This is a genomic window from Bacillus cereus group sp. RP32 (genome assembly GCF_040459735.1).
Classification (GTDB): Bacteria; Bacillota; Bacilli; order Bacillales; family Bacillaceae_G; genus Bacillus_A; species Bacillus_A wiedmannii.
Map to the genome: position 1 here is coordinate 5,107,057 of NZ_JARVHO010000001.1, position 23,014 is coordinate 5,130,070.

Below are 23,014 nucleotides of genomic sequence, written 5' to 3' on the forward strand. Positions count from 1 at the left end.
CCCTTACTTCAATCGAATTCTTGGATCAACAAACGCATATACAATATCAGCTAAGAAATTAGCCATAATTGTTAAACAAGAAAGAAACATTGTAAAGGCCATTAATACCGTATAATCACGGAAGTTTAATGCTTCTAATTGAATACTCCCAATCCCTGGCCAATTAAAAATCTGTTCAATAATAATCGCTCCTGAAAATAAACCAGGTAATTCAAAAGCAAGTAATGTAATTGCTGGCAAAATTGCATTTTTCAATGCATGTTTATAAATAACGGTTCTTTCTTTTAAACCTTTTGCACGAGCAGTACGAATATAATCTTGCCTAACAACATCCAACATGCTAGTTCTAAAATATCGTGTTAATGATCCTACACCAAGAAGCGTTAAAATAAATACAGGTAGAATCATATGACGTAATACTTCTAATATGTATGCTATTCCTGTTGAGTTACTTCCAATATCAATCATGCCACCAATAGGTAATAACTTTAAATCAACTGCTAATAATTTAATTAAAAATAATCCGATAAAGAATGATGGAAATGACATTGCTGCAAAGACACCGATTGTTACCAATCTATCAAACCAAGAGTGCTGCTTTGTTGCAGAAATAACCCCAATAATAAGAGCAATAATCCAAGTGAAAAATAAAGCTGCAACAGCAACGATAAATGTATTCCAAATAAATTTATTAAGTAATGAAGTTACAGGTTCTTGATACTGTAGAGAAAATCCAAAATCACCATGCAAAGCATTCACTAACCATTGAAAATATCTTTCAATAATTGGTTTGTTTAAGCCATACAATTCCCTTAACTCTTGAGCTCTCTCTGGTGTTAACTTAGGATTTGAATCAATATAATCCCCCGGCAAAAGTGCAAATAAGAAAAAAATAATAATAGATGTACCAAACAATGTAGGGATCATTTGAAGGAACCTACGAATGATATATGTTTTCACCTTTTGTCTCCCCAATCCTATTTACTTAAAAATAGAAGAACATTTTTTCAAAACAGCTACTATCCCATCGCTGTATGAAAAAACGCCTTCTATTATTTAGGTCAACCCTTATTGTTCAATAGATAACACTGGTAAGTTGGAACTAATGCTATCGTAATTTTCTGGATCAATTCCTTTTATACGTGCATTATGAGCATAAAGTAGTTTACGATAGTTTAATAAAATAACTGGTGGATCATCACTTAACTCTTTATACAGTTCTTTATAAATTGCTTTACGTTTTTCAATATCTGTCGTCCCTATACCTTTTACAATCAAGTCATCTACTTTCGGGTTGTTATAACCCGTATCACTTTTTGGATTAGTTGATAAGTAATCACTTACAACTTCACTTGGATCACTAATTCCTGGTGTTGAAACTGCCGCTAAATCGTAGTCACCTTTTCCTACTTTTGAAAGCATCGTATTAAAGTCCATCAACTCTGGATTTAATTCAACACCGATTTCTTTGTAACTTTCTTTTGCAATTGGAATAAAGATATCATTTGTTTTACCTGTATTTGATGCGTAGTATGTTAATTTTAGTTTTTGACCATCTTTTTCACGAACCCCGTCAGAACCTACTTTCCAACCAGCCTCATCCAATAATTTTTTAGCCTTTTCTACGTCGTGTGGATATTTATTAATACCTTCTTCTGTATATGCCCATGAAACTGGCGCAATTGGTACGTTAGCAACAGATCCATATCCTTGTAAAGCTGTATCCACATACTTCTTACGGTCTAATCCATAAGTAAGTGCTTGACGTACCTTCTTATCTTTCAAATACGATTTCTTATTATTTACATAGATATAAGCAATATCACTTGATGACTCAAGATTAATATTTGCAAAACCTAATCCTTTTAATTGGTCTATATTCTCAGGATTTGCTCTAAATCCACTATAGTCCAGTTCACCTGTTTGGAATAATTGGAATCCAGTATCACCTGATGTGATTTTGTAAATAAAGTTTTTGATTTTTGGTTTACCTGCATAATAATTTTCATTAGCAACAAAGCGTACTTCTTGACCTGGAACATATTTTTCAAATTTATATGGACCCGCTGCAATTGGTTGCCCATATAATGCTTTTAAATAGTCTAAACTTGTATTTTGTTTATAATCTTTTCCATAATAAGCTTTTGATAGCACTGGGCCACCTAAATTAGTTAGCGCCTGTGAATTAACTTTTTCAGTTGTAATTTTAATTGTCTGTGGATCAACAACTTGAATTCCTTCAATAGAAGTTGTTTTTCCTTCTTTATATTCTTTTCCACCTTTAACAGCATACTGAGCAATATCCATTCCACCTTCATACGCTTTATCATGAAGTAGTGTTAATGTAAATGCTACGTCCTCCGCCGTTAAAGGCGAACCATCACTAAATTTTAGATTTTTACGTAAATGGAATGTATATGTTAACTGGTCAGCAGAAATATCCCATTTTTCTGCAAGATCCGGAATAGGTTTACTTTGTTTGTCTGTTGTTACTAATGACGCAAAAATAACAGATGTTACATTTCCATCCCAACCATTATCTTGAAAATACGGAAGGAAAACTCCCCCTGGCTTAGAAATGGCTGTAATAAAAGTATCTTTTCGCTGATTTGCTTTCTCTGGACTTTTCTTTTTATCTGTAGCTGGGATTGATTCAATCTTAGCGTCTTTTAAATCCTGCTTTTTTACCGGTTCTGTAGAAGCCGTATCTTCCTGTCCCCCACAAGCAGATAACACAAGCGAACTACTCAATAATACTGAAAATACACCAGCCCATTTTTTTGTCTTTTTCTTCATTATCCCCACCCTAACTTTTTTAATAATTAAACCTTATGAATTGCTTGCCTTATGTATGCCCCCCACAGCAACATTTTATAGCCAATCGGAAAAGTCGGTTTTAATCGTAAAAAAATAAATGTTTTTGAGGGGTAACAATCCTATTCCGACCTTTCCGGTAGACTTTATGGTTATTAGCTTATATCGTCCGTTATATTTTGTCAATTCTTTCTAAATAAATATTTTTAGAATTTTTTCAAAATTATTATTCTATCTTTAATTTAGGTAAACTTAATAAAATACCGTTATAGTTATCTTCTTGTAATCCTTGAATTCGTGCATTATGTGCAGACACCACTTTGCTATTATTCAAGAAGATTACAGGCGGGTCTTCGCTTAATTCTTGATATAACTTTTTATAAATTTCTTTTCGCTTTTCAATATCCAACGTTTCTAATGCTTGCTTAGCTAATTCATCTACTTTCGGATTATAATATCCATCATAATTTCGTTTACTTGTTGAAACAAACTCTTCAATCGTTCCGCTCGGATCATCAATCATTGGCGTAGATACCATCGCTAAATCATAATCACCTTTTATCACTTTTGAAATCATCGTATTAAAGTCCATATATTCTGGGTTAAACTCTACACCCAACTTTTTATAATCTTCTTTCATCACAGGAATCATTACATCATTTATTTTACTTGCTGATGAGGCAAAATAACTTACTTTCAATTTTTGTCCATCTTTTTCACGAATTCCATCCGAACCCGCTTTCCATCCAGCCTCATCCAGTAATTTCTTCGCCTTCTCTAAATTATACTCATATTTATTAATGCCCTCTTCTGTATACGCCCATGAAACTGGCGTAATCGGTACATTAACGAGTGACGCATATCCTTGGAAATACGTATCAATAACCTTTTGACGCTCTAATCCGTAAATAAATGCTTGGCGGACACGTTTATCTTTAAAGTATGGCTTCTTATAATTCATTTTAATGTAGCCATAAGAGCTTCCTGTATACACATTAATATTAGCAAAACCTAAATCTTTTAATTGCTCAATGGTCTCCACGTTTGTCGTAAAACCATCATAATCTACTTCTCCTGCTTGAAATTGTTGTAACTTCGTATCACCCTTTGTAATTTTATAAATAAAGTGCTCAATCTTCGGTTTTCCTTCAAAATAATTTTCATTTGCTACAAATCGAACCTCTTGACCAGGAATATATTTATCCAATTTATAAGCTCCTGCTCCCACCGGCTTTCCATATAACTCTTTTAAGTACTCCAAGTGTCCTTGTCTATACTCTCTCCCATAATAAGCTTTAGATATAACTTCTCCACCGATTAATGATAATGTTTGAGCATTTACCTTTTCAGTCGTAATCGTAATTGTTTTCGGATCAATGATTTGAATTCCTTCAATAGAGGTTGCCTTTCCTTCTTTATAAGCTTGCCCACCTTTTATTGCTGTTTGGCTTATATCAGTCGCACCACTATAAGTTGGATCATGTAATAACGTTAATGTAAATGCTACATCATCTACAGTTAACGGTGAACCATCACTAAACTTTAAATCATCTTTCAAATGGAATGTATATGTAAGCTGATCCTCCGAAATCTCCCACTTTTTCGCTAATATTGGAATTGGCTTTCCTTCCTTATCCAGCCCAACAAGGGGCGCGAAGATAGCTTGCGTTATATTACCATCCCATCCATTCTCCATAAAGTGCGGAAGGAATATCCCTCCAGGACTCGGCATTCCAACTACAAAAGTATCTTTTCTTTCATTTACTTTTATAGGACTTTTTGCTTTGTCGCTCGCCTTAATAAATTCATCTTTTACTTTTGGTACGTTCCCGGCTTCATTTGTACTTGCTTCCTCATGACCACATCCGGCTAGTAATACTGACACACTAAGAAATGTAGCAAGTGCTCCTTTAAAAACATTTTTCATTGCACTCTCACCTTTACCTTCCTAATTTTTAAAGATGTAGGAACATAGGCCCCCTTTCTGTAACTATCTTTATTTTTCCTATAAAAATAGTATGAATTATTTTCAAGATTATTCCATTCCTTTAAGCATGTCAATCACTCTCTTTTATTTCTTATTAAAAAATTAAAAATTCACTTCTATTCGTTCCATATGAAACATAGACTACTAATAACCAATTACCAAAAAGGGGGCGAAAACATGGACAACCTATTCCAATACGTCCTGCACTACGTATTATTAACAATTATGATAGTCGGGGCTCTATTACTATTCCCATTCTTCCCAAAGTTCGTCCTCTTTTTAGCTTTTTTTATTATGCTCGGGATCGCTATTATCATTTCAACAAGGGAAGATACCACACAAAAAGAAAACAGAGTTCAGCGTGTAAAACTGTAACTCTGTTTTTTTATTTTCAATCCTGATTCGCTGTTACACATACTTATGTCTCGGGAAATAAGTAACCGATCAAAAAAACTAATATCATTTATGTTTTACAATCTATGCAAATTACGGAACACAGATGTATCAAATTTACTGTTTCACGTGAAACACAATTTTTATTTTTTTCTTAAAGTAAAATATCAGTATAAAAAAGCAAATCCCTTCAGCAAAGCTGAAGGGATTCGCTTTCTACTTTTCACCCCACAATATTCTCTAACTCATTATATAACTCCGCTCGTAACAACTCTTTCTTCGTTTTTTCTTCATACAATTGTTCAAGCATTTCAACATCAACTACATGTTCCATCTTACACTCAAGCATATATATATCTTCTTCTACATGCATTAACTCCGTTTCAATATCCTCAACATTCCTAACTTCTTTCTTTTTTACAGGAGCTGTTGCCATACTTTTTCTTCCTTGGCGTTGCTGCTTTATTACTTGTTTCTCGAGCTTTTCTTCCCACTTTTGACGAGCCCATGCGTAGTTCCCTGCAAACTCAAATAATTTATGCTCATCAATCCAATACGTCTTTTCAAATAACTTATTTAAAAAATAACGATCATGTGAAACAGCTAAAATCGTCCCATTATATTGCTCAAGAGCTTCCTCTAAAACTTCCCTTGATTCAATGTCGAGATGGTTTGTCGGCTCATCTAAAATTAAAAAATTGATATCTTGATACATAAGTTGCGCAAGTCTTAATCTCATTTTTTCTCCACCGCTCAGTTGCGTTACTTTCTTAAACACCGCTGGACCATAAAATAAAAACTTAGCTAATATATGTCTCGCTTCTCCCTCTGTTACAGCTACATATTCCCTGAAAGCCTCTAATACATTACTCTTCATATTTCCGTACGCATGCTGTGATAAATAACCGATTTTCACACTACTACCAATTCGAATTTCTCCAGCGTCTGGTTTTATTTCTTCTAATAATAACTTTAGTAGCGTTGTCTTTCCTGTACCATTACGGCCAACGATCGCCGCACGCTCTTGAAAACGAACATGTAAATTCGCTTCGTTAAATAAAGGATGGCCAGCAAAACCTTTACTCACTTCTTTCATTAAAACAACGTCTTTCCCACTTCTCTCTTGCCCTTCAAACTGAAGCCCCATTTGTTTTCGTTCTAAAATAGGTTTCTTTAGTTTCTCTATACGTTCCAGTGCACGTTCCATACTTCTCGCTCTCTTATGCAATCCTTCATTCGGAGGATTCGCCTGATTTGCCCATTCACGTAGTCGCTTAATTGCTTCTTTCATTTTCTTTATTTTCTTTTGCTGTTCTTGATAAGCCTGAAACTCCTGAAGCAACCGTTCTTCCTTTTCGTCAACAAACTGAGAATAGTTCGTATGATACACGTGAATCTCTCCATCTTCTAAATCAAAAATCTTCGTTACAACTTCATCAAGGAAATAGCGATCATGTGAAATGACCATAACTGTTCCATTGTATTCTTTTAAAAATTGCTCTAGCCACTCTACGGCAAATAAGTCTAAATGATTGGTTGGTTCATCTAATAGAAGTAAATCTGGTTTCTGCAATAGCATGTATGCAAGACTTACCTTTGTTTGTTCCCCACCACTTAACTCCAAAAATGATCGTGGAAATAGTTCTGTCACCTGTAGACCATTTGCTACCTTCATCAGGTTCGCTTCTATTTCATAACCACCAAGAAACGCAAACTTTTCTTGGATTACTCCGTATCTCTCCATTAATTTTTGTAAAGCAGATGGTTCCCGTTCTTCCGCCATATTTTTTTCTAAAGCACGCATTTCTCTTTCTAATTCCTTTTCTGTTTTAAAAGCGGAACTCAATACATCATATACAGTCATACCCTCATCAAATTTCGGAATTTGTGCCACATGACCAATACGTGTACCTTTCTTCATATGAATGGCTCCTGCATCCAAACTTTCCATTCCAGTTAGAAGCTGAAAGATTGTTGTCTTCCCACTACCGTTACGACCAACTAATCCAACACGTTCACCATTCTTTATTTCAAGCGATATATTTTCAAATATGATGTTTCCACCAAAAGATTTCGTTACATTATTTACACTACAAATTGTCATTTTCCGTACTCCTTTCAATATAAAAAACCATGGGAAAGAAACATTCCCCATGGTTTTCGACATAGAAAAAGGAAGCCAAATAGCTCCCTTTTCACACGTTTATTAAAAATGGGTGAAGAGATTTCTATCGTTCAATAGCTACTATGCAGTTGTTAAAAAAGGACAGACGTATCCCGTTAACAACTACATCATGAAAAATCGCACGACAAAAATAGATATAATCTAAAAATTTGGCACGTGCAGCTAAAGAACGTTTCATCTCATTCACCTCTTTCGTACGGAATTTAATACTTACTTCTTTATTATACTTTCCCATTTCATGTTTGAATAGTCATTTTTCTGAAAATAATGAAGATAGACTAAACATTTCAATAAGTGACATCAAATCTTACAAAACTGTTATGTTCACGTAATGGAAAGCGATAGTACGAAAAGATGCCTCCCTATACAATAAAGATTTAAACAAGAGAGACAACAAAAGGAGGAAACAATCATGATGAAAGAAATTGTGAAAGCAATCTTTGAGGTATTAGTGAACGGACAAGCAGTTGTAAAAGAACTAAACGAACTATAAAAAGGAGTGAAGGAATATGATGAACATGGTAAAAATGATTTTACACGCTCTAGTTGATGCAAAAGCAGTTAGCCAAGAATTAAACCAACAATAAAAAAGGGGTAAATGAATATGAAGAAAGCCATTATTGTAATCGCAAGTACAGCAATTTCCTTATACACAATAAAAAATAGAAAAAAGAAGCACAATAAAAATAATCTATATTATCCATACACATTATTAAAGAACAAATAAAAGACAAGGTACCCTATCTTAATGAGGATATCTTGTCTTTTATTTTTCCCATTCCTTTTAAAGGATTTCCTTCTCCTTTTCCCGAATGTATTAAGCGGGATTTTTACACATATTTTAAAGGGGCATATATACAAATGGATACACAACAACTATACTTTTTAAACGATATTGGCAAACAAAAACCAGAAAGCATTCGGAATAGAAGCGCTGCATGTCCTTTTTGTGACAGAGAAAATTTAACGGATATTTTAGCAACTGAGGGCTCAATTATTTGGCTGAAAAACAAATTCCCTACATTAAAAGATACATTTCAAACGGTGCTAATCGAAACCGATAATTGTAAAGACCACATTGCAACATATACAGAAGAACATATGAGATCGCTAATTCGTTTCTCCATTAAACATTGGTTAGACTTACAGAAGAATGAAGAATTCACATCTGTGATTTTATACAAAAATCACGGTCCATTCTCAGGCGGGAGTTTGCATCATGCACACATGCAGATTATCGGAATGAAATATGTAGACTATCTCGGTAACGTAGAACAGGACAACTTCCGAGGAGTCATTGTACAAAAAAACGAACGCATTGAACTCAATATTTCAGATCGCCCTATTATCGGTTTTACTGAATTTAATATCATCATTGAAGATGTTGAATGCATAGATGAACTGGCAAATTATATTCAGCAAACTGTACGTTACATACTGACAGATTTCCATAAAGGATGTAGTAGTTATAACTTATTCTTCTATCACACAAACGGAAAAATCATTTGTAAAGTTGTTCCTAGATTTGTCGTTTCACCGTTATATGTAGGATATAAAATACCACAAGTTTCCACAAAACTAGAAGAAGTGAAAATACAACTAGCGGAGTATTTCACAAAACAAAACGACGCGATTATCCACAAAAAAATAGAGTAGGTCTCAAAAACCTACTCTTTAATTACACCTTTATTTCGATAGTACACATCTTCTAACCCGACGTTATACTTCATATTATTATCCGTCCACTCCGGCCCTAAATTCCCTGGCCATCCAGATGTATTTGCTACATATTTTAGTAATGCAAAATCAGTCAAACCTTTTTGCACCCCACGCTTATATCCTTTCATTAAATGCGGCATTGCAATTTGTGCATTTATGCGCGGATCTTTCAACTCTTCATCAGTTAAATGATCTGGTGCAAGGCCACCGCCACGGTGCAATTGAAACAATCCGAATGAAGTTCCGTTATCTCCAACACTTCTTGGATTTAACCGGCTTTCATGTTCGGCAATTGTAAGAGGTATCCATTCTGGAAGATTGACTTTCTTTGCTTCCTCTATAATAATTTGTTTCATCTGTTTTGCTTCTTCTGAGTCAACATAGCTTGTCTCATTCACTAACTTGCCCATTCCTTCAGACTTTCCTTGGAAATATAAATACACCCCAAGAACAACTAAAAATCCTACAAAGAATTTCTTCACTACCACTACCTCTTTCTCCGCTGAAATTTGTCCCCTTTCAGCCTTCTTCCCTTTACAATTACCCACATTCTATCATTCTCTTACTCTTTTATCATAGCAAATAACTATATATATTATCATCATGCTTTAGACCGATTTTGTGAAAAAACAGCTGGTAAATACGTACAAAAATGTAACTTTCATAGACTACAACGTATTTTTTGTATATAATTGTAAATTGAACTCTACATATAGAATAGGAGCAGACCAAATGAAAAAGTGCATAATACTCTTGTTCAGCGTTTTACTACTTATCCCTATCCACACCTCTGCACAAACATCATCACAACCAAAAGTACTTGTTTTATACAGTACACAAGACGATAAAATTACAAATAATATTCAAATCCTTAATACCCAATTAGGACATTTTACAAACGATATAACTACGAAAAGTTTAAAAAGGGCTAATGAAATTACTAATCCATCTTCTTATACACATATCGTTTATATCGGTGAACAAAAAGAGGAGTTTCCTATTGAAACAAAGCAACTTCTAGAAAATTTCTCAGGTCCAGTATTAGTTTTAGGACAAAATGTTGAACAATTATCTAATCGCTTTTCTTTCATTACCCTAAAGGCTGATGATATACGAGTTAATAAAATCGAATATCCAAGTAATAAACTAAAAAACACTTTAGAAGAGGAACGATTGGTTCAATCTTTTGATACAAACGGAACTGTTCTTGCTAACGCTTTAAGCTCAAATAGCAAAAGCCCACTAATCGTTCGGCACGAAACATCTTATTACGTTGCAACGTCAAATCTCTTTGACTGGATATCTCATTATGTCGGCGAAATGTTATTTTCTTACTTTGGTCAAAAGCCAACGACAAATAAAGTAGAGACTTATTTACGTCTTGAGGATGTTCATCCAGCCGCAGATACAAATCAATTAAAAGAAATTGCTGAATTACTAAAAGAGAAAAAGATTCCCTACATGATTACTGTTATTCCTGTATATACAGATCCAGATACAGGTAAAACACTGCATTTAAAAGATAAACCCGAACTAGTCGATCTTTTACGCTCTATGCAAGATGATGGTGCAGCAATTATTATGCATGGTTATACGCACCAATTTTATGACAGTGAAACTGGGGAGGGTTTTGAATTTTGGGACGTAAAAACAGATCAACCAATTCGTCAACCGAAGCATGAAAAACCAAAAACAAAAGATGACTTTCCTAATATCGAAGCATATAATGCATATGTAAAAAAAGGGGAAGAGTTTGAAGAAAAATATACGACTGAGCATATTGAAAAAGGCATTCAAGAACTTGTAGATGCCAAACTGTATCCTGTCGCTTTTGAAGCACCTCATTACACGATGTCTCAAAAAGGATATGAAATATTATCCAGGTACTTTTCAACTTATGTAGGACAACTACAATTAAGTGATACAACTTGGAAATCCATGCACTCTCCAGCATACAGAAGTACACCATCATTTTTACATGGCGTGAAATTAATGCCTGAAACAGTTGGATTTATCGAAGAAGATAAACCACACGCTATTGCTAAAATGAAAGAAAATGCTGTATCCGTTGCTAAATTATCCGATGGAGTTATTGGTGCATTCTATCATCCTTACTTAGGTGTGAAACCATTAAAAGAAGTATTAAAGGATCTAGAAAGCATTCCAAATATAGAATGGATTGATTTACAAAAAGAAGCAAATGAAGTGAAAATGCAAGATATTCATATTACTACTAATAAAGACGGCATTCACGTTGAAAAACCAACCAGCGCAAGCGATGTAATGGATTATATAAAACAATATGGATTCTTCCTTATACTTGGTTTCTTCATCATTGTCTTTCTATTGTTATTAAGACGTGGGAAAAAATTAGAATCTTAATACAAAACCACCAAGCATTTTGCTTGGTGGTTTTTTTAACTTAAACTAAAACGTGGCATGTTATTAATAACCCATTGGTTATTTTCATAATAAAAAGGATAAGAGTAACACTCCTATCCTTTCAAATAAAATTGAATCGTATTTTCATATATCGTTTTCGCAACCTTATTAACAGATACGTTTTTTATAACACTAATTTCCTTTAATACCTCTCGAATCATTCTCGGATGCGTCATAACATCCTCGTGAAATTCCCACGGTCCATCTGTTTCTACCATCATATATTCAAGTGGATAATACGAAACAATTTTTCTAATTTTGTCCTTATGTAAAACATCTGGTGTGATAGAAATATAATAACCGTTCCTCATCATCCGTTTCATTGTTGTTTCACTTCCTTTAAACCAATGAAAGTGTGCACATGAAACTTTATATTTCTCTAGTAAATCACATACAATATCAGCATCTTCATACACTGCATGCAATATAATGGGTAAATCATATTTACTAGCTAGTTCAACAAATCGTTGTAACACTGATATATATGATTTGATAGTAATACGCTCATCTTCTTTTCTTAAATAATACGGTAAGCCTACTTCACCAATCGCAACTATGTCTTCTACATGCTCTTCAATTAATTTATAAATTTGCTCACATTCTTCTTTATGAATCGGTTGCTCCGGATGAAAACCTATTGCTGGATGTACAAAAGGATATCGCTTTGCTAAAGATAAAGTTTCTTTACATGATTGATAATTCATAGATACCGCGATAAGCCCCTGTATCTCTTTACTATGTTCCACATCTTTAAGTAATCTACTTTTTTCTTCATCCTTATATTGGTCAACATGTATATGACTATCAATCCATTTCATCTTTATTCCCCCATAAAAAAAACAAGAAAGGATCTCCCTTCTTGTTTTATCATCTATATTATTTAACAATTAAGTTTGTTATGATATCAAATAATCCAATACATACTACGGCAACAGTAAAGTAGCTACAGAAATCTTTAATTGGAAACTTCACTACTTCTTCTTTACGCATCCCAGTTTTCTCCCTTCTTACTATATCCCTAATTATTTTATCTATTTGTATCTATTATGCAAAAAATATGACAAATTTACTATCGAATTAACTTACGTAAACCTTACAATGTTGTAAGGTTTATAAAAAGAGCCTCATCTAAATACAGATGAGGGCTATTAAAAAGTAGTTGGTTTTTCATTCTTCATTAATATTACAAACAGAAAGTAATACAGTGAGACTTTCTAATTACACTATATGAAATTCACTATCTTTTAACCATCGAATTACATTACAGAAGACTTACATGTTTGTAAGCTATGTGTAATGTAATTCGATAGTTTCTCTTACCTATATCTCGTACACTAAAGTTAGAAAGCAAGCCAAATAAGAAGAACACTCACATAACCAAATTACATTGCTAGTAGCTACTCTTCTTATACCTTTCACTCATGCTACTACAATGTACCCCCTTCCCCTTTATATAACAAAAAGATCCTTAGTCCATATGGACTAAGGCTCTTTCATGAACCCTAAAATACCCCTACCTAGTATTTTTATTTTCGACAAAAAATAGGTGGGGGTATAATCTGCTATCTCATCGTTAAAAGTTTACTCTTCGCATTAATAGGAATATTTACAGCTTCAATTTCTTCAATCGCCTCTCCGTAGCGTCCTTTTGCATACACCTTTAACGCTTCATCTCTCTTTAACATATGCTTAACAGTCTTCTTTATTTTTTGTTCTCTTCCACGTTCGTCAAATGCAATAAATTCATACCACTCATCACCAATATGCTGACCAATTGTATTCACGACCGTATAGTATTCTTTTGTCTTATAAAGTGGATTATATTTATCGATAACTGGTCCAAGTTTCGTAGGCAGTAACATTACTACTATCACTATCATCGCTATTATAGTAGTGATCATTTTTTTCTTCATAATCAATCTTCCTCCTCTGCAGGATATATATACATCCATTTTAAAAAGAAGGAATAAAATCTACTATTGAATCTCATTACATTACACTTACATTATTGTAAGAATTAAAAAAGGTGAACGAATTTACTCGTTCACCTTTTAGCTCGCTTTAAAGCCACCGCCAAGTACATCGCGTACATCATGAATAACAACGAAAGCATCTTCATCTACTCGACTAATAACCTGCTTTAACTTAACAAGCTCTTGTTTATTTATAACAACATATAACACTTCTTTATTTTTACCAGTATATCCGCCGCGTCCTTCTAATACAGTGACACCGCGTGTCATGTTTTTCGTAATAGTTTCACGGATTAAATCCGGTTGATTTGAAATGATTGTAACAGCTGTTTTTGTATCCATTCCTTCTACAATGAAATCAATCACTTTCGCTCCGATGAATACTGCAACAAGTGTGTACATTGCTTTTTCTTGCCCTATTATAAATACAGAACCAGCAATTACCACAATATCAATAATAAGTACGCCTTTACCAACGCTCCACCCTAAATATTGATTGGCTAACCGAGCTAAAATTGCCGATCCTCCTGATGTACCTCCAGCTTTGAACATACAGCCTAATCCGACACCGACAAATAAGCCAGCGAATAGAGCTGCTAATAACGTATCACTATTTACATGATACTCAATGTGTTCCGTAACATATAAAAACAAGGATGTTTCTACAATCCCTAAGATTGTATAAACCATCGTTTTCTTATCAAAAAATTTATAACCAATAGCTAGTAAAATTGCATTTATAGCAAAGTTTACAATCCCCGGTGACCAATCAAATAAATAGTACGTAACAACCGTTAAACCAATAATTCCACCCTCTGATAAACGGTTTGGAATTGCAAAGTAATTAATACCAATTGCGAATAATAATGAACCAATTGTAATTAGTGTTATTTCCTTTATACGTTGATTAACCATAGTTCATACCTCCCCCCATTTGACATTGTATCACTATCTCCTAGAGGTTTAGAAGTTGTTTTTATTGTGCATTTTTACTCTTAAAGATCGAGATATTATGTTTAAACAAAGGGGTGATTAATTATTCATATTCGCTCTCACTGTACGGACAAATCGCTCCACATTCCCCTTCTGAATATACTTAGCTCGAAGGGTTTCATGATTACAAGCACATTCGAAATGCGGACGAAAATCTATGCTATCTATATGCAAATATGAATAATCTTTAAATGTTGCAGGATAGTATGGAAATTTCCCATAAAAGAGAAGACGTCTAGTAGTAGCAGCAAAAATCCCATGTTGATACGATAGCGTAAAATTATCCTTCTCAAATATCCCTACGACAAAAGCCAAAACCTTTTCATCATCTTCTATATACTTTTTCATACTCAATAAAAGTTCATTCATGCATATCCCTCCAAATACTATTTTGAAAAGAATCCATGGATTATTACAGACCGGTGTAACTCCTTTATAAAGTATGAAACGCGTTTCCTGTCAAAGATATTTCAAAAAAATAATCCGTTATGTGATTTACATATAACGGATTAAAGCTAAACGGTAGAGCGTTCCACAAGTTCGTATGGAATTTCCTCCTTTTCTTGTTTAGAACTCTCACCACTTATTTGCCTATAAAACATTTCAAAAGCCTTTTTACCTATCTCCTTTAAATTTTGATCAATGGTTGTAAGTTGTAACACTTGCGAAATAGGTTGATTATCAAAGCCAATAATCGCTAAATCCTCAGGAACTTGAATACCTAATTTTTCAGCTTCTGTCATAACCCCAATCGCAACTTCATCTCCTGCTACTATTAATGCTTCGGGAAGATGCTGCATCCCCTTTAATTTACGAGCCACTTTCACACCATCTTCTAATGTAAAACATTCTGTAAAAATCCATTCTTCATTCACTTCTTCATCTATAGATTGCAATTGCTGTTTATAAACATCAAAACGCTTTTGACTACTCGGACCTAATTTCCTCCCCGTACAATAACCAATTTTTTTATAACTTTTCTCAATCAAATAATCCATTCCTAATTGAAAAGCTGCCGAATGATTCGTATATACACTTGAGATATTTGAAATATCATTATCTTCACAAGCAACGATTGTCCCATAGGAAGCATACGGCTCTATCGTTTCCCAATCATTCGCACGAGAACAAATAATAAGGCCATCCAATTGTTTTGTTTTTAACATATGTAAACTTTTCATTTCTTCTTTTTTATTATAATTCGTTTGGCAAAGCAGCACTCTGTAATTATGAGCTAACGCCACCTCCATCATCCCGCCCACCATCGCATCAAAACATGGATGATTAATATACGGTAAAATTACACCAACAATATTCGTTTTCCCTTTTGATAAATGAACGGCATTTGCGTTTTGTGAGTAATTCAACTTCTCAACTATCTCCTTAACCGCTTTCCTTTTTTCTTCACTTACATATGGGTGATCATTCAACACTCTCGAAACAGTTGTAACTGAAACTCCCGCCATCTTTGCAATATCTTTAATATTGGCCATACACTCACCTCTACTTTTAACTTAATGAATTCCACGAACATATGTCAAACTTTCTCATCATTACACCTTCATTCGTTTTTCTTACAAAAGTGTAATTTTCCTGTAAGCTAATTCGATAGTTACTCTCCTCAATATTTCATACAATTAAGTCAGAAACAGGACAACAACTATTCGAAAGGGAGCGGATTCATATGATGAACAAAATGAAATCAAACAATTTTTTAAATACAATGGGCATGGTATTTTCCGCTCTAATCGATGCTAAAGTTGTTGCTTCTACATTAAACAAGTAAGGAGAATGTATGATGAATAACATCACTTTTAACAAATTAGATTTTTTAGGACTAGCTAGTGGCTCTCTTCTTCTTACTGCTTTTATTTACGCCGCTACGCTTGTATAACTTTTGTGTCCCCTTTCCCCTTTATTATAAATAGTAATAGAAAAGACGACCGTCTATGCCCGGTCGTCTTTTCTTACTTTTGATTTGATTGCAAAGTTTCCTTTAGCTCATCAAATTTCTCATTTAATTGATCTGTCATCATTTTCATAGCTATCTTTCGATCTATTTGTTCTTCAGCATCAATTTGAATTGGGTCGCCAAAAATTAATTGTGCCTTTTTCCCTTTTATTAATTCTTTCACACTTGATGGACCAACATAAGCTGCCGGTACTAACGGGACATTAGAACGCAATGCAATCGTAACAGCCCCAGCTTTTAATGAAACGTCTTCTGTTGATCGTGTCCCACTCGGAAAAATCCCTACTACTTTCCCTTCTTTTAATAGGCGTGACGGAATTTTGAGTGTACTCGGTCCTGGATTCGCACGATCTACAGGGAATGCATTCACATTTTTAAAGAACCAATTTTTGAACTTCCCTTCAAATAACTCTTTTTTTGCCATGTAATGAATTTGGGTCGGGTACATCCCTGTGGCTAACATTAATACATCCATAAAACTTGTATGTGTACATGCAACAACATATGGGCCACCTTCTGGTAACTTTTCTCTTCCTTGCACTTCTACTTTCCCAGCTGTTTTAAATATATATTTCAACAAAAATGTAATTGGTTTATACATTTGTTTCGTTCCTTTCTGAATATCCGAATTATAATCATTTTCTTATAACGATTATAACACTAAGTTTTAGGAGTTGGTAATAATTTTAAGTATTAATTGTTACATTTCAATTCTTACAAAAGTATAATTTTCTTGTAAGCTAATTCGATAGTTACTTCCCCAAATATTTCATACAATTAAGTCAGAAAGAAACAACAACTATTCGAAAAGGAGCGGATTCATATGATGAACAAAATGAAATCAAACAATTTTTTAGATACAGTGGGCATGTTATTTTCCGCTCTAATCGATGCAAAATCTGTTGCTTCTACATTAAACAAGTAAGGAGAATGCATCATGAATAACATCACTTTTAACAAATTAGATTTTTTAGGATTAGCTAGTAGTTCTCTTCTTCTTACTGCTTTTATTTACGCTGCTACGCTTGTATAACTTTGTGTCCCCTTTCCCCTTTATATAGAAAAAGACGACCGTCTATGCCCGGTCGTCTTTTTACATTTTTCTTTCTTTCAATTCTTTTAAAAGCTGTATCAGCTCAGCTTGTTGTTTTATCTTTTTACGACCATTTCGGTTAATTGCTGCAAGCTCGCAGGCAACTCCGACGGCGAAGAAAAACAATAAACTTTCTAACATGTGAAATCCTCCAATTGCCTATTAAACAGCTTGACGTAATTGCTCTTCTTGTAAACTTCGCTTGTTTATATTTTCTTCTTTTCTCTGACAAACGTTATTGCGAATAAGTGCTGCAATAACAAGTAAAGTCCCTATAATATCAAACATTGTTATTCGATATCCTTGCATCATCATAATAACTAAAGTCGTGATTGGTACAAAATTAATAAATAAAATCCCATTAATGGACGATAAAACTTTCACACCATAGTTCCAAGCAAGTAACGCTACGATACCTGGTAATGTCATCATAAACAATAAATCATATTTCACGATAGAAATCGTTCCCATACTCGGAACCGATACGTATCCAAACCATGTAATGATTACAGTTATAATCCCTGTGACAGTCGTACCGAATACACACGTCAACGTAGAATAACGTAATGTTGACCAATCGCTACACGTTTGACCACCCATCGTATAAATAACCCAACCTACAACTCCAACAAATATAAAGGCCAGCGAAAACATGTTATCTTTCAATGTTAAAAAGAAACTCATATCACCTTTCGTAATAACGAATACAGCCCCTACAAAAGCGATAATCATGCTCGTTATCATATACTTTTTCGGTTTTACATGCTTATATCCCCATAGAATACAAATAGAAATCATCGGCATCAGTGCTTCCATAATGGAGGCTACCATCACACCTGATTTTCCCATTAACATTTGACCTAAAAATATAAGTACATTATATACAGTAAACGCCATCGTTCCGAAAAAGACGAGTAACTTTCCTCTTCCCTCTAAACGAAATGCCTGTTTTCCTTCTTTCATTAACAACAATACAATCAGTACGATCGCCACTGCTCCATAGCGAATAAGCGAAAAATAAAATGGATCTATGTATTCTAGCGCATGATCAGCAACCGGAAACATTGCTCCCCACGACATACTTGCAATTAAACATGCTAAAGCCCCTATTATCATTTGACCTTTTTTCACCACAATCCCCCACTTCTTTCTATTTGCACAAAGAGAATTGTAAAAGAAAAAATATATCACGTAAAATGATTCAAAATGATGTTAACTATCATTTATAATGATAGTTAACATCAAGGAGGATCACATTATGGAATTAAGAGATTTACAAATCTTCCAGAACGTTGCCGACAAAGGTAGTGTAAGCGGCGCAGCAAAGGAATTAAATTACGTACAATCAAATGTAACTGCACGTATTAAACAACTAGAGAACGAACTAAAAACACCGCTCTTTTATCGTCATAAACGAGGCATGACTTTAACAGCTGAAGGAAGAAAAATGCTCGTTTATGTTAATAAAATTTTGCAAGATGTTGACGAGCTAAAACAAGTATTTTTAGATAGTGAAACTCCCTCTGGCATATTAAAAATCGGTACAGTCGAAACAGTAAGTACATTACCTACCATTTTATCTTCTTACTATAAACGCTATCCGAATGTCGATTTATCATTACAAGCGGGTCTAACAGAAGCATTGATTAGAGAAGTACTTGATCATCAATTAGATGGTGCCTTTATATCAGGGCCTATTAAACACCCACTAATTGAACAATACGATGTTAGTACAGAAAAATTAATGCTTGTAACACAAAATAAAGCTTTTCATATAGAAGAATTTACAACAACGCCCCTACTCGTTTTTAACCAAGGATGTGGATACCGTTCCAAACTAGAACGATGGCTTAAAGATGAAGGTTTGCTCCCAAAAAGAATTATGGAATTTAATATATTAGAAACGATATTAAACAGTGTTGCACTCGGCCTTGGAATTACACTCGTACCACAGTCTGCTGTCCACCATCTTTCTAAAGCTGGTAAAGTACATTGTCATGCAATCCCTGAAAAATATGGTAGTATTTCAACGGTTTTCATACGCCGTAAAGATAGTTATATGACGAATTCAATGCGTAGCTTTTTAAAAACAATTGAAGAGCATCATCATATCAATATGCTTTAAAAGACATTCTTACATGAATGTCTTTTTTTCTTACAAAAATGTAAGTCTCCCGTAAGCTAATTCGATAGTTGCAGGCGATCATATTTCCTATAATTAAGACATAAAGCAGGGCAACAACAATTCGAAAAGGAGCGGATACGCATGATGAACAAAATGAAATCAAACAAATTTTTAAATACAATGGGCATGGTGCTATCCGCACTTGTCGATGCAAAAGCTGTTGCAACTACATTAAATAAATAAGGAGAGATTATAATGAACAACATTACATTTAACAAATCAGATTTCTTCGGACTTGCAAGTGGAGCTACTCTTCTTACAGCTTTCATTTACACACTTGCTCAAGGTCTTGTTTAACACTTTGTTTCCCCAAACCCCTTTATATATAGAAAAAGCTGCTCGTCTCATAGACAAGCAGCTTTTTAGTTTGTCCCGCTTTAATGGGCAGTAAGACCCCCACCTCAAAATTCAGCGAAAGCAAAGAAGTTAGGTGGGGGATCAACTGCCCATAAAAGTCCGATTGGTGAAGGCTAATAATCAGTGGGGGATGAAGAAAACCCCCACTGATTAAAGTTTCACTTTATTTCATATATAACTTGACCTGTTTTCGTCATATCGTATCCGCCAATCGCTTTTAATTCATTATGAAATTCTTCCGATTGCAGAATATCTTTCACGACTTCGATCAGCTCTTCATTTTCTTTATTCTTCAAAATCACTAAATCATACTGTTCTTTCATGATTGGAATAAAGTCTACATTTACAATCTGTGAAAACTTTTCTGAACCTACTCCTACGTCAGCTTTTCCATTTGCGACTTGCGTGGCAACACCAAGATGATTCGACTCTTCCCATTCATATCCACTAATACGCTCTTTATTTAATTTTTGAATGCGCAATTGTTCATCCACTAACACCCTAATGCCAGAACCTTTTTCTCGATTTACAAATCGTATAGATGATTGAGATAAATCAGCCCATGTTTTTATATTTTTCGGATTTCCCTTTTGCACATAAAACCCAACGTTTCTTGCTAATAAATTAATCATCGTACATGGTTGTCCCACTAAAATACGTTTTACATACGGAACATTATATGTACCTGTTTCTCCATCAAACAAATGCAAGCTAACGATATTTCCTTCTCCTTGATACATTTTTACTAAACTCGTTAAACTACCTTGATATGCCCTTAATATATTTGAACTTGGCAGACGATTTTCTATACGTTTTGCCAACATATCTAACGTTAGTTCTTGCCCGCTAATAATACATGTATCCAAGCCCCTACTATCTTCGCTCTTTACAGGAGTACCTTGTATTTTCCCTGTTTTCATTTGCTTTATATATTGTTCTAAATCTGTTGCATCAATGCGCATCTGTCTACCAATTCTATAAGAAGGAAGTTCTCCTTTTTTAATTAGATCGTATACAGTTAATTTTGATACCTTTAATCGCTTCGCTACTTCTTCCGTTGTGTAGGAATGATGATCCATAGACGATTCCTCACTTTCTTCCTTTATTGTAACAAAGAAAAGAATATTTCTCCTATATTTAAAAACAACTACATCGTTCAAATTATATTCAATTATAATTAGTTATAATTAGTTATAATTAAACATGTCAAAACGAAAGGGGATTTTTTTATGAACAAGTTTACATTACGATCCATCGGAGCACTTATACTTTCTTTTCTTCTTATATTTAGTGCTGCATGTACAAGCGGCGAAAAGAAAGAGAAATCAACTGCTAAAGAAGGAAAAGCAGTAGAACTTACTATATCAGCTGCTGCAAGCTTACAAGATGCACTAAAAGAAATTGAAACAAAATATAAAGAAAAAGAACCTAATATTAAACTTTCTTTTAACTTCGGTGCTTCTGGTGCACTTCAACAACAAATTGAACAAGGCGCACCTGCTGATTTATTCTTCTCAGCAGCCGAAGATAAATTCCAAACTCTTGTAAAAAAAGGATTCATTAATGAAAAAGAAGGGAAAAATCTTCTTGGAAATGAACTTGTTCTAGTTGTCCCAAAAGATAGTTCTCTTACGAAAATTCAAGATTTAAAAGATGAAAAAATTAAGAAAATCGCACTTGGTACACCTGAATCTGTACCCGCGGGAAAATACGCAAAGGCTTCTCTCACGCATGAAAATCTTTGGAATAACATTCAAAATAAAATCGTATTTACAAAAGATGTTCGCCAAGTGTTAACATATGTAGAAACAGGTAATGTCGATGCTGGTATTGTATACAAAACAGATGCTCTTATTTCAAACAAAGTAAAGATTGGTGAGACAGCAGCAGCTACTTCGCATGAGCCAATCCACTATCCTTTAGGTGTTATAAAAGAATCTAAGCATAAGAAAGAGGCGACTTCATTTTATGAGTATTTGCAGTCAAAAGATGCACAATCTATCTTTAAAAAATATGGATTTACAGTCCTATTATAATTGCCATGAGCTTTGATGCTATTTTTTCACCAATCTTTCTATCTATACGAGTAGCTGCATGCGCCACCATTATCGTTACAATTTTAGGGACGATTATTGGAAGGGCGCTAGCACGCTCCTCATGGAGATATAAAATAATATTAGAAACTATTTTCTTATTACCAATGGTACTTCCACCAACTGTAATCGGCTTCTTTCTCATTATCATTTTTGGAAATAATAGTCCCATTGGAACATGGATAGAATCAATATTTCAGCAGTCCATTATGTTCACATCTACTGCTGCGATCATCGCTTCTACAGTTGTTGCATTTCCACTCATGTATCAATCAGCAAAAACGGGATTTTCTATTGCAAATATACAAATTGAAGAAAGTGCTCGCGACCTTGGTGCAAGTGAATATCAAGTTTTTCTGCACGTTACACTTCCGCTTGCATTTCCCGCCTTACTAAGCGGAATGATTTTGAGCTTTGTTCGTGCGCTCGGTGAGTTCGGTGCTACACTCATGTTTGCTGGGAACATTCCTGGTAAAACTCAAACAATCCCAACTGCAATTTATATGGCGATTGATGCAAGTAATATGCAACTCGCTTGGACACTAGTAGTTATCACTATTAGTATGTCACTCCTATTTCTGCTATGTATTCAGCTTATTAATAAAAGAATTACTAACTCTTAAAGCAGCTTTTATCGAAGCTGCTTCTTTATTTCTTAGGAAATAAAATATACCATCGGGAAATAACTGAATTTTACCTTTTATTAAAATATACATTTTATTTGAATTCACTTTCTAAAATAGGCAATTTCCTGTTATTATATGGAGGTGTTTCAAAAAATGAAGAAATGAAAACGCATTTATATCGT

At 34.2% G+C, this 23,014-nt stretch carries 25 protein-coding genes; 10 read left to right on the top strand and 15 right to left on the bottom strand.

What is annotated here, in order from left to right; all coding sequences use genetic code 11:
• Nucleotides 1-3: 3 nt before the first annotated feature.
• From QCI46_RS26200 to QCI46_RS26210, 3 genes are all read right to left on the bottom strand, one after another.
• The gene (locus QCI46_RS26200; protein ID WP_353841761.1) at nt 4-960 is read right to left on the bottom strand and encodes an ABC transporter permease; all 957 of its coding nucleotides are present in this window, start codon (nt 958-960) and stop codon (nt 4-6) included.
• Between the two features lie 108 nt (nt 961-1,068).
• A complete protein-coding gene (locus QCI46_RS26205) occupies nt 1,069-2,796 on the bottom strand; it encodes an ABC transporter substrate-binding protein (RefSeq protein ID WP_353841762.1) in 1,728 nt (575 codons plus the stop codon).
• Nucleotides 2,797-3,040: 244 nt separating this feature from the next.
• Entirely contained in the window at nt 3,041-4,741 is a 1,701-nt protein-coding gene (locus QCI46_RS26210) for an ABC transporter substrate-binding protein (protein ID WP_353841763.1), read from the bottom strand.
• 237 nt (nt 4,742-4,978) lie between these two features.
• Here QCI46_RS26210 and QCI46_RS26215 point away from each other — a divergent pair, with 237 nt between their 5' ends.
• Nucleotides 4,979-5,176: a hypothetical protein gene (locus QCI46_RS26215; RefSeq protein ID WP_000369258.1), complete on the top strand. Its 198-nt coding sequence runs from the start codon at nt 4,979-4,981 to the stop codon at nt 5,174-5,176.
• A gap of 241 nt (nt 5,177-5,417) precedes the next feature.
• Here the strand turns inward: QCI46_RS26215 and abc-f are convergent, their stop codons facing one another.
• Nucleotides 5,418-7,298, bottom strand: coding sequence for a ribosomal protection-like ABC-F family protein (gene abc-f / locus QCI46_RS26220; RefSeq protein WP_353841764.1), 1,881 nt, complete (start codon nt 7,296-7,298; stop codon nt 5,418-5,420).
• A gap of 124 nt (nt 7,299-7,422) precedes the next feature.
• Complete coding sequence (locus tag QCI46_RS26225) at nt 7,423-7,557, bottom strand: RAxF-45 family protein (RefSeq protein ID WP_046956655.1); 135 nt, start codon at nt 7,555-7,557, stop codon at nt 7,423-7,425.
• Nucleotides 7,558-7,977: 420 nt separating this feature from the next.
• On the opposite strand from QCI46_RS26225, the gene QCI46_RS26230 reads away from it, so the two are divergent.
• Together QCI46_RS26230 and QCI46_RS26235 are read left to right on the top strand one after the other, a co-directional pair.
• Complete coding sequence (locus tag QCI46_RS26230) at nt 7,978-8,106, top strand: spore coat protein B (RefSeq protein WP_353841765.1); 129 nt, start codon at nt 7,978-7,980, stop codon at nt 8,104-8,106.
• A gap of 134 nt (nt 8,107-8,240) precedes the next feature.
• Entirely contained in the window at nt 8,241-9,035 is a 795-nt protein-coding gene (locus tag QCI46_RS26235; RefSeq protein WP_483299024.1) for a DUF4931 domain-containing protein, read from the top strand.
• 11 nt (nt 9,036-9,046) lie between these two features.
• Here the strand turns inward: QCI46_RS26235 and QCI46_RS26240 are convergent, their stop codons facing one another.
• On the bottom strand, nt 9,047-9,580 hold the full coding sequence (locus QCI46_RS26240; protein WP_064474425.1) for a transglycosylase SLT domain-containing protein: 534 nt from the start codon (nt 9,578-9,580) through the stop codon (nt 9,047-9,049).
• Nucleotides 9,581-9,830: 250 nt separating this feature from the next.
• Between QCI46_RS26240 and QCI46_RS26245 the strand changes: the two genes are divergently transcribed.
• Nucleotides 9,831-11,480: a DUF2334 domain-containing protein gene (locus tag QCI46_RS26245; protein WP_353841767.1), complete on the top strand. Its 1,650-nt coding sequence runs from the start codon at nt 9,831-9,833 to the stop codon at nt 11,478-11,480.
• 113 nt (nt 11,481-11,593) lie between these two features.
• Here QCI46_RS26245 and QCI46_RS26250 read toward each other — a convergent pair whose 3' ends face one another.
• The 5 genes from QCI46_RS26250 to QCI46_RS26270 all read right to left on the bottom strand — a co-directional run bounded on the left by QCI46_RS26250 (nt 11,594) and on the right by QCI46_RS26270 (nt 15,999).
• A complete protein-coding gene (locus QCI46_RS26250; RefSeq protein WP_088609482.1) occupies nt 11,594-12,358 on the bottom strand; it encodes a TatD family hydrolase in 765 nt (254 codons plus the stop codon).
• A 744-nt stretch (nt 12,359-13,102) separates the two neighbouring features.
• A complete protein-coding gene (locus QCI46_RS26255; RefSeq protein ID WP_353841768.1) occupies nt 13,103-13,453 on the bottom strand; it encodes a YxeA family protein in 351 nt (116 codons plus the stop codon).
• Nucleotides 13,454-13,591: 138 nt separating this feature from the next.
• Nucleotides 13,592-14,428: a YitT family protein gene (locus QCI46_RS26260; RefSeq protein WP_000248044.1), complete on the bottom strand. Its 837-nt coding sequence runs from the start codon at nt 14,426-14,428 to the stop codon at nt 13,592-13,594.
• Nucleotides 14,429-14,545: 117 nt separating this feature from the next.
• Nucleotides 14,546-14,875, bottom strand: coding sequence for a PH domain-containing protein (locus QCI46_RS26265; RefSeq protein WP_353841769.1), 330 nt, complete (start codon nt 14,873-14,875; stop codon nt 14,546-14,548).
• A gap of 146 nt (nt 14,876-15,021) precedes the next feature.
• Nucleotides 15,022-15,999 carry a LacI family DNA-binding transcriptional regulator gene (locus tag QCI46_RS26270; protein ID WP_353841770.1) on the bottom strand — a complete coding sequence of 326 codons (978 nt, stop codon included), beginning with the start codon at nt 15,997-15,999 and terminating at the stop codon, nt 15,022-15,024.
• A 305-nt stretch (nt 16,000-16,304) separates the two neighbouring features.
• On the opposite strand from QCI46_RS26270, the gene QCI46_RS26275 reads away from it, so the two are divergent.
• The gene (locus QCI46_RS26275) at nt 16,305-16,400 is read left to right on the top strand and encodes a DUF3948 family protein (RefSeq protein WP_001060007.1); all 96 of its coding nucleotides are present in this window, start codon (nt 16,305-16,307) and stop codon (nt 16,398-16,400) included.
• Between the two features lie 73 nt (nt 16,401-16,473).
• Here QCI46_RS26275 and QCI46_RS26280 read toward each other — a convergent pair whose 3' ends face one another.
• A complete protein-coding gene (locus QCI46_RS26280) occupies nt 16,474-17,079 on the bottom strand; it encodes a lysophospholipid acyltransferase family protein (protein ID WP_353841771.1) in 606 nt (201 codons plus the stop codon).
• A 336-nt stretch (nt 17,080-17,415) separates the two neighbouring features.
• Between QCI46_RS26280 and QCI46_RS26285 the strand changes: the two genes are divergently transcribed.
• Nucleotides 17,416-17,511: a DUF3948 family protein gene (locus QCI46_RS26285; protein WP_001060011.1), complete on the top strand. Its 96-nt coding sequence runs from the start codon at nt 17,416-17,418 to the stop codon at nt 17,509-17,511.
• Nucleotides 17,512-17,571: 60 nt separating this feature from the next.
• On the opposite strand, the gene QCI46_RS26290 is transcribed toward QCI46_RS26285, so the two are convergent.
• Entirely contained in the window at nt 17,572-17,712 is a 141-nt protein-coding gene (locus tag QCI46_RS26290) for a YrzO family protein (RefSeq protein WP_000894064.1), read from the bottom strand.
• Between the two features lie 21 nt (nt 17,713-17,733).
• Entirely contained in the window at nt 17,734-18,702 is a 969-nt protein-coding gene (locus QCI46_RS26295) for a DMT family transporter (RefSeq protein WP_353841772.1), read from the bottom strand.
• Nucleotides 18,703-18,829: 127 nt separating this feature from the next.
• Between QCI46_RS26295 and QCI46_RS26300 the strand changes: the two genes are divergently transcribed.
• Nucleotides 18,830-19,696 (top strand): LysR family transcriptional regulator, encoded by an 867-nt coding sequence (locus QCI46_RS26300; RefSeq protein WP_048542928.1) that lies wholly within the window; start codon nt 18,830-18,832, stop codon nt 19,694-19,696.
• 255 nt (nt 19,697-19,951) lie between these two features.
• Nucleotides 19,952-20,053, top strand: coding sequence for a DUF3948 family protein (locus QCI46_RS26305; RefSeq protein ID WP_001060013.1), 102 nt, complete (start codon nt 19,952-19,954; stop codon nt 20,051-20,053).
• 218 nt (nt 20,054-20,271) lie between these two features.
• On the opposite strand, the gene QCI46_RS26310 is transcribed toward QCI46_RS26305, so the two are convergent.
• Nucleotides 20,272-21,192, bottom strand: a complete 921-nt coding sequence (locus tag QCI46_RS26310; RefSeq protein WP_141499227.1) for a helix-turn-helix transcriptional regulator — start codon at nt 21,190-21,192, stop codon at nt 20,272-20,274.
• Between the two features lie 150 nt (nt 21,193-21,342).
• On the opposite strand from QCI46_RS26310, the gene modA reads away from it, so the two are divergent.
• Both modA and modB read left to right on the top strand, forming a co-directional pair.
• Entirely contained in the window at nt 21,343-22,149 is an 807-nt protein-coding gene (gene modA / locus QCI46_RS26315; protein ID WP_353841773.1) for a molybdate ABC transporter substrate-binding protein, read from the top strand.
• Between the two features lie 5 nt (nt 22,150-22,154).
• Entirely contained in the window at nt 22,155-22,829 is a 675-nt protein-coding gene (gene modB / locus QCI46_RS26320; RefSeq protein WP_087984959.1) for a molybdate ABC transporter permease subunit, read from the top strand.
• Nucleotides 22,830-23,014 lie beyond the last annotated feature (185 nt).

Excerpts from the sequence above, each read along its gene's own strand:
- QCI46_RS26260 (WP_000248044.1), bottom strand. The coding sequence starts at position 14,428 with ATGGTTAATCAACGTATAAAGGAAATAACACTAATTACAATTGGTTCA.
- QCI46_RS26300 (WP_048542928.1), top strand. The coding sequence starts at position 18,830 with ATGGAATTAAGAGATTTACAAATCTTCCAGAACGTTGCCGACAAAGGT.
- QCI46_RS26245 (WP_353841767.1), top strand. The coding sequence starts at position 9,831 with ATGAAAAAGTGCATAATACTCTTGTTCAGCGTTTTACTACTTATCCCT.
- QCI46_RS26255 (WP_353841768.1), bottom strand. The coding sequence starts at position 13,453 with ATGAAGAAAAAAATGATCACTACTATAATAGCGATGATAGTGATAGTA.
- QCI46_RS26275 (WP_001060007.1), top strand. The coding sequence starts at position 16,305 with ATGAATAACATCACTTTTAACAAATTAGATTTTTTAGGACTAGCTAGT.
- QCI46_RS26305 (WP_001060013.1), top strand. The coding sequence starts at position 19,952 with ATGAACAACATTACATTTAACAAATCAGATTTCTTCGGACTTGCAAGT.
- QCI46_RS26250 (WP_088609482.1), bottom strand. The coding sequence starts at position 12,358 with ATGAAATGGATTGATAGTCATATACATGTTGACCAATATAAGGATGAA.
- QCI46_RS26215 (WP_000369258.1), top strand. The coding sequence starts at position 4,979 with ATGGACAACCTATTCCAATACGTCCTGCACTACGTATTATTAACAATT.
- QCI46_RS26225 (WP_046956655.1), bottom strand. The coding sequence starts at position 7,557 with ATGAAACGTTCTTTAGCTGCACGTGCCAAATTTTTAGATTATATCTAT.
- QCI46_RS26280 (WP_353841771.1), bottom strand. The coding sequence starts at position 17,079 with ATGTATAAACCAATTACATTTTTGTTGAAATATATATTTAAAACAGCT.
- QCI46_RS26210 (WP_353841763.1), bottom strand. The coding sequence starts at position 4,741 with ATGAAAAATGTTTTTAAAGGAGCACTTGCTACATTTCTTAGTGTGTCA.
- abc-f (WP_353841764.1), bottom strand. The coding sequence starts at position 7,298 with ATGACAATTTGTAGTGTAAATAATGTAACGAAATCTTTTGGTGGAAAC.
- QCI46_RS26235 (WP_483299024.1), top strand. The coding sequence starts at position 8,241 with ATGGATACACAACAACTATACTTTTTAAACGATATTGGCAAACAAAAA.
- QCI46_RS26310 (WP_141499227.1), bottom strand. The coding sequence starts at position 21,192 with ATGGATCATCATTCCTACACAACGGAAGAAGTAGCGAAGCGATTAAAG.
- QCI46_RS26205 (WP_353841762.1), bottom strand. The coding sequence starts at position 2,796 with ATGAAGAAAAAGACAAAAAAATGGGCTGGTGTATTTTCAGTATTATTG.
- QCI46_RS26230 (WP_353841765.1), top strand. The coding sequence starts at position 7,978 with ATGAATATGAAGAAAGCCATTATTGTAATCGCAAGTACAGCAATTTCC.
- QCI46_RS26290 (WP_000894064.1), bottom strand. The coding sequence starts at position 17,712 with ATGTTAGAAAGTTTATTGTTTTTCTTCGCCGTCGGAGTTGCCTGCGAG.
- QCI46_RS26270 (WP_353841770.1), bottom strand. The coding sequence starts at position 15,999 with ATGGCCAATATTAAAGATATTGCAAAGATGGCGGGAGTTTCAGTTACA.
- QCI46_RS26265 (WP_353841769.1), bottom strand. The coding sequence starts at position 14,875 with ATGAATGAACTTTTATTGAGTATGAAAAAGTATATAGAAGATGATGAA.
- QCI46_RS26285 (WP_001060011.1), top strand. The coding sequence starts at position 17,416 with ATGAATAACATCACTTTTAACAAATTAGATTTTTTAGGATTAGCTAGT.
- modA (WP_353841773.1), top strand. The coding sequence starts at position 21,343 with ATGAACAAGTTTACATTACGATCCATCGGAGCACTTATACTTTCTTTT.
- modB (WP_087984959.1), top strand. The coding sequence starts at position 22,155 with ATGAGCTTTGATGCTATTTTTTCACCAATCTTTCTATCTATACGAGTA.